The organism is Streptomyces sp. LARHCF249 (assembly GCF_052871255.1).
In genome coordinates, this window is sequence record NZ_JBIXJQ010000001.1 from 713912 (window position 1) to 726728 (window position 12817).

The 12817-nt window shown below is 73.1% G+C and carries 9 protein-coding genes; 6 read left to right on the forward strand and 3 right to left on the reverse strand.

Annotated elements, in window-relative coordinates; translation table 11 throughout:
• Positions 1-43: 43 nt before the first annotated feature.
• Positions 44-598, forward strand: coding sequence for a gluconokinase (locus ACIPUC_RS03475; RefSeq protein ID WP_446586503.1), 555 nt, complete (start codon positions 44-46; stop codon positions 596-598).
• A gap of 16 nt (positions 599-614) precedes the next feature.
• A complete protein-coding gene (locus ACIPUC_RS03480; RefSeq protein ID WP_446586504.1) occupies positions 615-2012 on the forward strand; it encodes a GntT/GntP/DsdX family permease in 1398 nt (465 codons plus the stop codon).
• Between the two features lie 16 nt (positions 2013-2028).
• Here ACIPUC_RS03480 and ACIPUC_RS03485 read toward each other — a convergent pair whose 3' ends face one another.
• From ACIPUC_RS03485 to ACIPUC_RS03495, 3 genes are all read right to left on the reverse strand, one after another.
• Entirely contained in the window at positions 2029-3024 is a 996-nt protein-coding gene (locus ACIPUC_RS03485; protein WP_446586505.1) for a hypothetical protein, read from the reverse strand.
• Between the two features lie 84 nt (positions 3025-3108).
• A complete protein-coding gene (locus tag ACIPUC_RS03490) occupies positions 3109-3849 on the reverse strand; it encodes a hypothetical protein (RefSeq protein ID WP_446586506.1) in 741 nt (246 codons plus the stop codon).
• Between the two features lie 139 nt (positions 3850-3988).
• Complete coding sequence (locus ACIPUC_RS03495; RefSeq protein WP_446586507.1) at positions 3989-7564, reverse strand: S8 family serine peptidase; 3576 nt, start codon at positions 7562-7564, stop codon at positions 3989-3991.
• 187 nt (positions 7565-7751) lie between these two features.
• Between ACIPUC_RS03495 and ACIPUC_RS03500 the strand changes: the two genes are divergently transcribed.
• The 4 genes from ACIPUC_RS03500 to ACIPUC_RS03515 all read left to right on the forward strand — a co-directional run bounded on the left by ACIPUC_RS03500 (position 7752) and on the right by ACIPUC_RS03515 (position 12798).
• Complete coding sequence (locus tag ACIPUC_RS03500; protein ID WP_446586508.1) at positions 7752-9278, forward strand: MFS transporter; 1527 nt, start codon at positions 7752-7754, stop codon at positions 9276-9278.
• Between the two features lie 55 nt (positions 9279-9333).
• Positions 9334-10392, forward strand: a complete 1059-nt coding sequence (locus ACIPUC_RS03505) for an agmatine deiminase family protein (RefSeq protein ID WP_446586509.1) — start codon at positions 9334-9336, stop codon at positions 10390-10392.
• Between the two features lie 24 nt (positions 10393-10416).
• A complete protein-coding gene (locus ACIPUC_RS03510; protein WP_446586510.1) occupies positions 10417-11061 on the forward strand; it encodes a DUF6629 family protein in 645 nt (214 codons plus the stop codon).
• 90 nt (positions 11062-11151) lie between these two features.
• Positions 11152-12798: a GMC oxidoreductase gene (locus tag ACIPUC_RS03515; protein WP_446586511.1), complete on the forward strand. Its 1647-nt coding sequence runs from the start codon at positions 11152-11154 to the stop codon at positions 12796-12798.
• Positions 12799-12817 lie beyond the last annotated feature (19 nt).

Below are 12817 nucleotides of genomic sequence, written 5' to 3' on the forward strand. Positions count from 1 at the left end.
ATAAGTAGTACTTAATAGGCTTCAGTGGTGCCCACACGGACCGATGTCGACGAGGACAGCGAGGTACGACGTGAGCTCCCAGCGCGTCATTGTGGTGATGGGCGTTGCGGGCACGGGCAAGACGACCGTGGGCCGGCTGCTCGCCGAGGCCCTGGCCCTTCCGTACGCGGAGGGCGACGCGTTCCACCCCGCGGCCAACGTCGCCAAGATGTCGGCCGGCACCCCGCTGGACGACGCCGACCGGTGGCCCTGGCTCGACGCCATCGGCGACTGGATTCGGGACCGGGCGGGGACCGGCGGCAGCGGCGGCGTGGTCGCGGCCTCGGCGCTCAAGCGCTCCTACCGCGACCGGCTGCGGACCGCGGCTCCCGCGGCGGTCTTCGTCCACCTGACCGGTGAACGCCCGCTGATCGAGCGGCGGATGGCGGCCCGCACCGGCCACTTCATGCCCGCCGCCCTGCTGGATTCCCAGTTCGCCACCCTGGAACCCCTCCAGGCGGACGAACGCGGCCTCGTCGTGGACGTGTCCGGCTCCCCGGAAGACATCGCCGAACGGGCGCTGGCCGCCCTGCGCCGGCTCCCCACCCCCGAGAACTAACGAAGGAAGCCCCACCGTGACCGGTCTCAGCGTCGAGACACTGGCAGCGGCCGGCACCGGACCGATCACCTCGGCCGGTAACACCCAGCTGGGCATCGCCGTCCTGGCGGGCATCGCCGTCATCGTCCTGCTCATCGCCCGCCTCAAGCTGCACGCCTTCCTGGCGCTGACGGTCGGCTCGCTCGCCCTCGGGGCGTTCGCGGGCGCACCGTTGGCCAAGACCATCACCAGCTTCACCGCCGGGCTCGGCTCGACGGTCGCGGGCGTGGGCGTCCTCATCGCCCTCGGTGCGATCCTCGGCAAACTGCTGGCGGACTCGGGCGGCGCCGACGAGATCGTCGACACGATCCTGGCCAGGGCCAAGGGCCGGGCCATGCCGTGGGCCATGGTGCTGATCGCCTCGGTGATCGGGCTGCCGCTCTTCTTCGAGGTCGGCATCGTGCTGCTGATCCCGGTGGTGCTGCTGGTGGCCAAGCGGGGCAACTACTCCCTGATGCGGATCGGCATACCGGCGCTGGCCGGCCTGTCCGTGATGCACGGCCTGATCCCGCCGCACCCCGGGCCGCTCGTCGCCATCGACGCGCTGCACGCGAACCTGGGCGTCACCCTCGGGCTCGGTGTGCTCGTGGCGATCCCGACCGTGATCATCTCCGGCCCGCTGTTCGCCCGGTACGCGGCACGGTGGGTGGACATCCCGGCGCCGGAGCACATGATTGCGCAGCGGCCCTCGGCGGATCCGGAGCACCGCCCCCGGTTCGGGGCGACCGTCTTCACCGTGCTGCTGCCGGTGGTGCTGATGCTGCTCAAGGCCTTGGTCGACATCGTGGTCAACGACCCGGCCAACGCGGTGCAGCGCGTCACCGACGTCGCGGGCTCCCCGCTGATCGCACTGCTGGCGGCGGTGCTGGTGGGCATGTTCACCCTGGGCCGGGCGGCCGGCTTCAGCAGGGCGCGGCTGTCGACGACGGTCGAGAAGTCGCTGGCTCCGATCGCCGGCATCCTGCTGATCGTCGGCGCGGGCGGCGGCTTCAAGCAGACCCTGATCGACGTGGGCGTCGGCCAGACGATCCTGGACCTGTCGAAGGACTGGGCCGTCCCGACCCTCCTGCTGGCCTGGCTGATCGCCGTGGCCATCCGCCTCGCCACGGGTTCCGCGACGGTGGCGACGATCTCGGCGGCCGGCCTGGTGGCCCCGCTCGCCGCGGGCATGTCCACCACCCAGACCGCGCTGCTGGTCCTGGCCATCGGGGCGGGCTCGCTGTTCTTCAGCCACGTCAACGACGCCGGGTTCTGGCTGGTCAAGGAGTACTTCGGGATGACCGTCGGGCAGACCCTGAAGACGTGGTCGGTGATGGAGACCGTCATCTCGGTGGTCGGCCTGGGCTTCGTCCTGCTGTTGTCGCTGGTGCTGTAGGGCCTTCTCCTACGGGTCAGGCGGCTCGGCCCGGCAGGCACTCCTCGCCGAGCTGGGCCGCCGCCAGGGTGAAGCCGTTCGCCGCGGTGGCGCAGCGGCCGGCGAGGACCGCGACCTCGGCGCGCAGGGCGTCGTCCTGCGGGACCCGCCAGGCGGGTGCGGCCATCGTCGCCCGCAGCCGTACCGCGTGGGACCGGAGCGCGGAGGCGTGGCCGCGCAGGCTGCCCGGCCGGTGCGGGTGCCGGTACGGGTCCGGGCCGGGCGGCTGGACCGCCCGCAGCCGGCGGGGCGCGGGCCGCGGTGGCCGCGCCGCGTCCCCGGCGGTTCCCCCGTCCGGGAGGCCGCCGGCGGGCAGACCGGGCCCGCGGTCGCAGAACGCCCGGAAGGCGGCGCCCAGCCCGAGGAGCGGTGCGGCGGGCACGGCCCGGCCGGTGGCGATCTGCCAGCCCGCGTGGTCGTTGAACGGGTTGGCGTCGGTCAGCGCGTGCCAGGCCAGGATGTCGGCGAAGGCCGGGGTCAGCAGTGAGAAGGCGTGCTCGGCGCCCCGGTCGCGCACGATGCCGCGGAACAGGCTGACGGCCTCGGCCTGTCGGCCTTGCGCGACGGCCCCGAGGACGGCCGCCGCGCCGGGATCCCGCAGGAGCTCCGGGCGACGGGCCTGCGCGGCCCGGATCCGGGCCCTGAGCCCGCACACGGCGACGCTGATCGCCAGATTCTCGCGTCCCGTCAGCGTCCCCGCCAGCCGCCCGGCCCGCGCCGCGACGCCCCGGCCGCGCGGCGCCCAGCCGAGGCCCGCCGGGTCGGTGAGGGTCCGCAGCAGGGTGCGCCAGCCGTGCCGGCGCAGACCTCCGCGGGTGAGTGCGGTGGCGGGCAGGCGGGCGCCGAGGGCCAGCCCGGAGGCGTAGCCGGCGGCCTCGCCGACCGCGTCGGCGGCCTGGGCGAGTTCACGGCACAGGTCGTCGAGCAGGTCGAGGTCCGTGGTGTCGGGCGCGGAGGTCACGGCGTCGGGCATGGGGGTCCTCGCGTGGTCAGCGGCGGTGACATCGGCTTCACCGTACGTCGCTCCCGCGGCCCCCGCGCTCCGAGCGCCAGGCCACTAGGCCGTGGCGAAGGCGGCGTCCCGGAAGGCGGAGCGGAGGGCGGTGGGGCAGCCGGGCGAGAGGGTCGGCAGGATCAGCGCCCAGCGGTGGCGGCCCGGACAGACCCACAGGGCCGGACCGGTGGCCGCCGGGGCGGGGTGGGCCCAGACGCCGTGCGGGGCCGGGTGCCACAGGAGGCCGCGGGCAGGGGTGAGTTCACCGGTGCGGATGCGCAGGGACTGGGCCGTCCAGGCGCGGCTGATGCCCGTCGGGCCGTCCGTGTCGGCCGGGGCCAGCAGGTGGCTCAGGAAGCGGACGAGGTCGGCGAGGGGCGCGTGCAGGGTGCCGTCGGCGAACCGGATGCGGGTCATGCCCAGGGGGTGCCAGACCCGGGCCGCGGCGAGTTCCGCGAGCGGGCTGCCCGAGAGGTGCTCGGCGAGACGGGTGAGGGCGGCGGTCCCGTCGGCGTGGGTGAGCAGGTGGTGGGCGGTGGTGCCGGCGGGGGTCCCGGCGGCGGCCTCGACCCCGTAGGCGGCGAGCGGCGTGTGCAGCCGCAGCGCGCCCTCTTCGACGAGGCTGCCGACGGCGGGCCACAGCGCGAGGACCGCGGCGAGGGCGCCGACGTCGAAGACCGCGTCGTCGCCGGCGTGCGACACCGCGTGCGCGCCGTCGGGGCCGCCCACGGCCCAGACCGCCCCGGGGTCGGCGGAGCCCACGAGGGCCCGGATGTCGTCGGCCTGGTCGCTCAGGAGCGTCATGGTCGGTCAGGCTAGCGAGCCCGGCGCGGCTTCCCCGGCGCGTCGGTACGGAGTCGGGGCTCCCCCACCCGAATGCGCCCGCCCGCACCCGCCGCGGAGGCGGGACGCCCTGGAGCGCCCCGCCCCGCGAGTCGTGCGGTCAGCTCTGGTCGGGACGGTCGGTCACCCGGAGGGTGTTGAGCAGGGGCTTGCCGAACCCGGTGTGCGTGACGAAGCGGACGTTGAGCACCCCGTCCGTCACCTTGACCGTGTACGTACGGGTCAGGGCCGTGTACGTGCCCGCCTCCAGGGAGATGTCCAGGGAGGGCAGGACCTGCACGCCCTCGGCCAGTACGTCGAAGACGCGCTTGTTCGGCCGGGTGGACGAGAGCTCGGCGAAGCCCAGTTCCACCGTGTACGTGCCGTTCGGCACGTTGTCGAAGCGGTACTCGTACATGCCCTCGCGCGCGTTGCGGAACAGCCGCTGGTCGTCCGTGCCGGCGATGGTGCGGCTGGTGGTCCGGGCGGAGGTGCTGCCCTGGTAGCCGTACGAGCCCGCCGTGTACTTGCGGTCCGGGGACCAGCCGTCGCCCAGGACGTCCGTGCCCGCGGAGTCGGAGCCCGCGTCCAGGGCGACCTGGTAGCGCGGGACGACGACCTTGACCGGGACGGTCAGGACCGGGGTCCGGCCGCTGGCCGACGTGATGGTCAGGTTCGCGGTCAGGACTGACCCCGGGGTCAGTCCGGTCGTGTCCACCGCGAGGGTGAGCGGGGTCCTGCCACCCGTCGGAAGGTTCCCGGTCCCCGGTGTGGCCGTCAGCCAGGCCGCGTCCTCGGCGACCGTGAAGGCCGTGCCGAGGCCCGGGTTGGTCAGGTCCAGGGTCCGGGTCCGCTGCTGGTCCGCCGGGAGGACGACCTCGACGGCGGGCTTGGACGCGGTCACCCGGCCGGTGCGCAGCGACCGGGTCACCGTCGTGACGTCGGCCGCCTTGACGTCGACGGTCGCCTGCCCGGCCTCGTACTGCGGCGCGGACAGCGAGACGGCCCGCGAGCCGGACGGGCTCTGGACCACGTAGCCGCCGTCCGCCGCCGTGGTGGCCGATACGGCCGCGTCGCCCGTGCCGACGGTCACCGTGGCACCCGCCACGCCGTTGCCGTCGTTGGCGTCGAGCACCCGGCCCGCCACCACACCGCTCTTGGTGGTGCGGAAGGAGATGCCCAGGCCGTCGGTGATGACGGGGGTGTTGAAGGAGTACCTGAAGGCATCGGTGCCGGTCGCGTTCTCCACGCCGACCGTGGCCGTGGAGCCGCCCTTGATGCCGTTGCCGCCGGTGCCCTTGTAGGCGTAGGAGACGCTGCCGTCCTCACCGATGGACGCCGAGAAGGAGAACCTGTCGGCCTGCGCCGACCAGTGGGACACCTGGCGCCACTCGATGACGTAGCTGCGGTGCGGGGCGGTGCCGGTGACGGCCGTGAAGACACCGGAACCGGTGCCCGCCGCGCCGACGACCAGGTCGTCCCAGAAGGGGTAGAGGGCCGCGTTCGGGGTGGCCGTGCTCGGCAGGTCGCCGTTGATGTCTGCGGTGTTGTTGCCGCCGAAGCTGACGGTGCCGTTGGTCCCGATCCAGGCCTGCGCGTACGTCTTGCCGTACAGCGGCAGCGGGAAGGGGAGGTCGACGCGCTCGGTGGTGTTGTCGCCGGTCAGCGCGAGCTGCCGGCTGCCCGCGGGGTACGGGCGGTCGCCGGCGGTGGCGCAGGCGTAGCCGTAGCCGTCGGTGCGCTCGGGCAGGTTGACCGTGACGGTGGCGTCGCCCGCGACGGTGGCCTTGGCGGTACCGCCGGTGACGCAGCGGGAGGAGTGGGCGGCCCGCACGTCGTAGGTGCCGTGGGGCAGGGTGACCTCGAAGCGGCCCTGCGCGTCGGTGGTCGCGGTCACGGGGGTGTCCGCGATGGTGACGGAGGCTCCCGCGGCGGGGCCGGAGGCGGCGGTGACGGTTCCGCTGAGCTTGCCGGAGGCGGCCTGTACGAGGGTGAAGTCGCCGGTGGCGGTGGCGTTCTCGGTGACCGCGACCGTCGCCGCCTGCGGCCCGTAGCCGAACTTGGCGGCGGTCAGGCTGTAGTCGCCCACCGACAGGGCGGCGAACCTGTACGTGCCGTCGGCCGCGGTGGTCGTCGTACGGTCGATCGGTCCGTCGGCGGTGACCGTGGCCCCGGCGACGGGCGCGCCGTCGGAGCGGACGGTGCCGGCGAGTGCGCCGATCGCGCCGCGCGGGGCGCCGTTCACGGCGGCGAGGGCGTCGAGCCTGCCCTCGCCGAAGACGTTGTTGTCGGCGGCGTTGCCGCCGCACTGGGCGCTGTCGGTGTCCTGTGCGGTGCCGTCGAGCAGGGCTTCGGTCTGCGCGATGTCGCCTTCGAGGGCGGGCGCGGCGGACCAGAGCAGGGCCACGGTGGCCGCGGTGTGCGGCGAGGCCATGGAGGTGCCGGAGAAGGCCTCGTAGGCGCCGCCGGGGACGGAGGAGCGTACGTTCACGCCCGGGGCGGCGATGTTCGGCTTGATGACGCCGCCGGGGCCCGCGCCGCGCGAGGAGAACGACGCGATCGCGTTGTTGATGTCGAAGGCGCCGGAGCTGTAGGAGCTCGCGTAGTCGCCGGGCGAGCCGCTGGTGGCGCAGCTCGGCCCGGAGTTGCCGTTGGAGAAGGCCGGGAAGATGCCGGCGGCCCGCCAGGTGTCGACGATCTGCTGGTACCAGTCGTCGTGCGCGGCGCTGCCCCAGGAGTTGTTGACGACGTGCGGGGCGAGGTCGGGTCGCGGGTTCTGGCCGTTCTGGTCGGTGGGGGCGACGATCCACTGGCCGGAGGCGAGCAGCGAGGCCTCGGAGCAGGAGTTGGTCTCGCAGCCCTTGGCGGCGATCCACTTGGCGCCCGGGGCGACACCGATCTTGTTGGCGCCGCCGTCGTCGCCGACCATCGTGCCCATGGTGTGGGTGCCGTGGTCGTTGTTGTCGCAGGGGGCGGCCGCGGCGCAGACTCCGGCGGGGTCGAACCAGTTGTAGGCGTGGGTGTAGGTGCCGTCCGCGTTCTTGCCCCGGTACTGGTTGTTCACTGCGGGGTGGGTGTGGTCCACCCCGCTGTCGATGTTGGCGACGACTATGCCCTCGCCGCGCACTCCGGCCTGCTCCCAGACCTGGGGAGCCTTGACGCGGTCGACGTTCCACTCGACGGCGTCGGCCGCGGCCTGCTCGCGCCGGCCCTCGGCGGGCTTGGGCAGGTCGACCTTGTCGTCGGCGTCGATGCGGGACACCTCGGGACGCTGCGCGAGGGTGCCGGCGAGCTTCTCGCTGCCGACGACGCGGACGGCGTTCACGATCCAGTACGAGGTGTACTCGGCCTTGGCGCCTTCGAGGGCCTTGACCACCTCGGCCTGGCTGCGCGCGGCGTGCTCCTGCTTGGTCCGGAGCACGGTCTCGGCCTTGGCGGCGCGGGTCTGCTGCTTCCCCGCGGCGGTGAGGTCGGCGGCGCTGTCGAGGTAGACCCAGAAGACTGCCTTGTCGGAGCCGTCGAGCTGGGCGCGGAGCTTGGGTTCGATCTTGCGTTCGGCCGCCCCGGAGGCGGGGCCGCCCGCTCGGGGGTCCGCCTCCGGGGCGGCCGCGGCGACGCCCGCGCCGAGGGGGAGGAGCAGGACCGAGGTGAGGGCGGCGAGCGCCGCGCGTAAGGATCGCCTGTTGCGTTGGGCCACGTGTTGTCTCCTCGTACGCCGTGTGCAGGTTGTGCGGGAAGAGGGTGCGTGATGTGTGTGATGTGCGCGGGTCATGGTGATTGAGCGACATGTCCATTACAAGAGCGCCTATTGAGCCGTTCAGCCGTTCCCCGGACCCGGCACCCGCCCGGTGGCCCCCCGCGTCCCGGCGGGCCAGCCTGGAGTCATGACCACACCCGCCCGGCCGGCCGAGCCCGGTGTCCCGCTCGCGTCCGCGCGGGGCCGCTGGATCCTGCTCACCACCGTGCTCGGGTCGAGCATGGCCCTGCTGGACTCGACGGTGGTCAACGTCGCCCTCCCCCGGATCGGCCGGGACCTCGACGCCGACCTCGCCGTCCTCCAGTGGACGGTCAACGCCTATCTGCTGACCCTGGCCGGGCTGATCCTGGTCGGCGGGGCGCTCGGCGACCGCTTCGGGCGCCGGCGGATCTTCGTACTCGGCGTGGTGTGGTTCGCGGTGGGCTCGCTGCTCTGCGGCATCGCGCCGAACGCCGCCGTGCTGGTGGCGGCCAGGGCCCTCCAGGGCATCGGCGGGGCGCTGCTGACCCCCGGTTCACTCGCCCTGATCCAGGGCTCGATCCGGGCGGAGGACCGGGCCAGGGCGGTGGGCCTGTGGTCGGGGCTGGGAGGGGTGGGGGCCGCCGTGGGGCCGTTCCTCGGCGGCTGGCTGGTGGACGGGCCCGGCTGGCGCTGGGTGTTCCTGCTGAACGTGCCGCTGGCCGCACTGTGCGTCCCGGTGGCACTGCGGCACGTACCGGAATCGCGCGATCCGCAGGCGCACGGGCGGTTCGACGTGGCCGGTGCGGTGCTGGGGGCGGCCTCGCTGGCGCTGCTCACGTACGCGCTGATCGAGGCCCGGTCCGCCACGGCGCCGGTGGTGGCCGCGGCCGTGGGCGGCGTACTGCTCGGCGGCGCGTTCGTCCAGGTCGAGCGGCGGCGGGCGGACCCGATGCTGCCGCCGGAGATCTTCGCCTCCCGGCAGTTCACGGCCGTCAATCTGGTCACCCTGTGCGTGTACGCGGCCCTCGGCGGGTTCTTCTTCCTCGTCGTGCTCCAGCTCCAGGTGGTGTCCGGATACTCCGCACTGGCATCCGGGGCTGCGATGCTGCCGACCACCGCGCTGATGCTGCTGCTGTCGGCCCGCTCCGGGGAGCTCGGGGAGCGGATCGGGCCGCGGATCCCGCTCACGGTCGGGCCGCTGGTGTGCGCGGCCGGGACGCTTCTGATGCTGCGGGTGGGGCCGGATGCCTCGTACGCGCAGGACGTGCTGCCTGCGATGGCCGTGATGGGCCTGGGCTTGGTGATCCTGGTGGCGCCGCTGACGTCGACCGTGCTGGCCTCGGTGGACCCGGGCCGGGCGGGGCTGGCCAGTGGGATCAACAACGCCGCGGCGCGGGCGGCCGGGCTGCTCGCGGTGGCGGCGCTGCCGCTGCTGTCCGGGATGGCCCCGGAGTCGTACCGCTCGGCGACCCAGTTCGACACCGCCTTCGGGCGGGCCATGCTCTGGTGCGCGGGGACGTTCGCGGCGGGCGCCGTCGTGGCGTGGGCGACCGTGCGGTCCCCCGCGCCCGGGGCCTGCCACCCGGAATGCCAGACCCACTGCGCAGTGGCCGCCCCGCCGCTCGAACCGCCGAGGGAGGCCGGCGAAAGGCCTGCGGGAGGGCACAGGGGAGGAGAGGGCAACCTTGACTGAAAATTCAGTCAGTGCGAGAGTCTGTACCTCCCCTCCCCCTCCTTCGGAGGCCCGCATGGAACCCAGCCGCAGAACGGCCCTGCGCTCCGCGGACGCGGCGGCCGCCGGGCGGATCAGCGTGCCGCCCGACGACGTGCGGCACGTACGCACCTGGATGGCCTGGCCCTCCAAGCGCGCGATCTGGGGCCGCGACCTCGCCGGAGTGCAGCAGGACATCGCCCTGATCGCCCGCACCGTCGCCCGCTACGAGCCGGTGCTGATGTGCGCGGCCGACGAGAGCACGGCCGCCGCAGCCCGGGCCCGCTGCGGCTCCGCCGTCACCGTCCTGTCCTCGGTCCCGGTCGACGACCTCTGGATGCGGGACACCGGCGCGGTCTTCCGCCGCGACGGCACCGGGGCGGTGGACGCGATCGGCCTGAACTTCAACGGCTGGGGCGGCAAGCAGGCCCACCGCAAGGACGCCGAAGTGGCCCGGCTGCTCGCGGCGCACGAGTCCCTGCCCTTCACGGCGGCCGATCTCGTGGGCGAGGGCGGCGCCGTGGAGACCGACGGCGACGGGACCCTGATGGCCACCGAGAGCAGCCTGGTCAACAAGAACCGCAATCCCGGGCTGGACCGGGCCCAGATCGAGGCCCGGGTGCTCGCCGCCTACGGCGCGGACAAGATGATCTGGACGCCCGGGATCAAGGGGCAGGACACCACCGACGACCACATCGACGTCACCTCCCGGTTCGTGCGGCCCGGCGTGGTGATGGTCCAGGTTCCGCCCGCGGACCGCACCGACATCTGGGCGAAGGACGCCCGCGAACAGCTCGCCGTCCTCTCCGCCGCCACCGACGCCAGGGGCCGCCGGCTCCAGGTCATCCGGGTGGACGGGCCGCGGACCCTGCGCTCCGACCACCCCGGCTTCGTGGACTCGTACCTGAACTTCCACCTCGTCAACGGCGCCGTGATCACCTCCCGGTTCGGGGACGAGGCCACGGACGCGGGAGCCCGGCAGGCGCTGGCCGCGGCCTTCCCCGGCCGCGCCGTCGTGCAGCTCGACGTGGACCGGCTGATGGGCGGCGGCGGGGGCATCCACTGTTCGACCATGCAGCAGCCGGCCCCGACGTGATGTACCACCATGTGACGTGACGCCATGTGCTGGAGCGCGACGGCAGATCTGACGGCGGGCACGGTCATCACCGCCGTCGGAGTCGTGTGCGCGGCGCGCACCGCGCGCGCCCGGCGGACCCGCGACCTGCCCGTCGCCGCGCTCCCGCTGCTGCTGGGCGCGCACCAGCTGGTCGAGGCCGCCGTGTGGAGCTCGGGCGGCGGCTGCTCGGCGGCCGCGACGGCCTGGGCCGTGATCGCCCTGCCGCTACTGGCCGTCTGGGTGCCGTTCGGGGTGCTGGTCGCGGCCGGGCCCGGGACCCGGCGCCGCCTGTGGGGGCCGCCGGCCGTCGGCCTCGCCACCGGCGCCGTCCTCTCGTACGGCCTCGCGACCCGGCCGGTGACCGCGGAACTCCGCGGCCACACGGTCGGCTACGGCGTGGACGTGCCGTACGCGCCGCTCGTCGTCGCGGGCTACCTCTTCGCCACGCTCGGCGCCCTGCTGCTCGCGGGCGACCGGCGGCTTCGGCTGCTCGGGGCCCTGCTGGCCGCGGGCGCCGCGGTCTGCGCGGCTTTGTGGAGGCTGGAATTCGCCTCCACCTGGTGCGCGTTCGCCGCGGTCGCGTCCTTGCTGGTCCTGGGCTGGGTACGGCGCCCCGGGGCCGCGGATTCTGCGGCACGACCGGCTTGAAGGCACGAAGTTACCTCGAGGTATCTAGTGACTTCACACGCGCCTAGCAGTAGAACTCGTTCCCATTCAACCGAGAGTGAGGAACGTCACATGAGCGCCAATGGCGTGCCCAGACACGGTCCCAACGGTTTCTCCCGTCGCGGATTCCTCGCGAGAACAGGTTCTATTTTGGGGGCTGTGGCCCTCTCCGCGCAAGTCACCTCCGCTCATGCGGCACAGGCCGCCGCCACCGCAGCCGCCATCGACGACGGGGCCCGCGTCCCGGTTCTGGTGATCGGCACCGGGTACGGCGGATCCGTCGCCGCCCTGCGCCTGGCCCAGGCCGGCGTCGACGTCCACATGGTGGAGATGGGCATGGCCTGGGACACCCCGGGCAGCGACGGCAAGATCTTCGCCCACACGACCAATCCCGACTACCGCTCGTACTGGCTGCGCACCAAGACCAAGGCGCCGCTCAGCAACTTCCTCGGATTCCCGATCGACAAGGCGGTCCCCAAGTACACGGGCATCCTCGACGCCGAGGAAATGGGCGGGATCATCGTCTACCAGGGCCGCGGGGTCGGCGGCGGCTCGCTCGTCAACGGCGGCATGGCCGTCACCCCCAGGCGGGCGAACTTCAGTGCCGTCCTGCCCTCGGTGAACGCCGACGAGATGTACAACACCTACTACCCGCGCGCGAACGCCGGGCTCGGGGTGGGCCTCATCGACCCGGCCTGGTTCGACACCGTCGCCTGCTACCAGTACGCCCGCGTCGGCCGCAAGCACGCCCAGCGCTCCGGATTCCCCTTCGTCTTCGTCCCCGACGTGTACGACTGGGACTACATGAAGCAGGAGGCGGCCGGCACCGTCCCCAAGTCCGCCGTGGACGGCGAGATCCTCTACGGCAACAACTACGGCAAGAAGTCGCTCCAGCAGACCTACATCGCGGCCGCCAAGGCCACCGGCAGGGTCTCCATCTCCCCCCTGCACCAGGTCACCTCCGTCGCCCCCGCCTCCGGCGGCGGCTACACGGTCACCATGAACCAGCTGACCACCGACGGCACCGTCTCGGCCACCAAGACCGTGACCTGCGACCGGGTGTTCTTCGCCGCCGGCAGCGTCGGCACCAGCAAGCTGCTCGTGAAGCTCAAGGCCACCGGCGTCCTGCCCCTCCTCAACGACGAGATCGGCAAGGGCTGGGGCGACAACGGCAACGTCATGTGCGGCCGCGCCAACCACATGTGGGACCCGACCGGAAAGGTACAGGCCGCCATCCCCTGCGGCGGCATCGACAACTGGGACGCGGGAGGCGCCTTCGCCGAGGTGGCGCCGCTCCCGACCGGGATCGAGACGTACGCCTCCTTCTACCTCTCCATCACCAAGAACCCGCACCGCGCCCGGTTCTCCTGGAACGCGGCGGCGGGCAAGGTCGAACTCGACTGGCAGACGGCGTGGAAGCAGCCGTCCATCGACATGGCCAAGACCATCTTCGACAAGATCAACTCGAAGGAGGGGACGATCTACCGGACGGACCTCTTCGGCACCAACAAGATCTGGGGCGACCACCTCACCTACCACCCGCTCGGCGGCGCGGTGCTGAACAAGGCCACCGACAACTACGGCCGCCTGCACGGCTACACCGGCCTGTACGTGATCGACGGCGCGCTGATCCCCGGCAACACCAGCGTCAACCCGTTCGTCACCATCACGGCCCTCGCGGAACGGAACATCGAGAAGATCATCGCCACCGACCTGTAGCCCCGTACGTACGCACGAC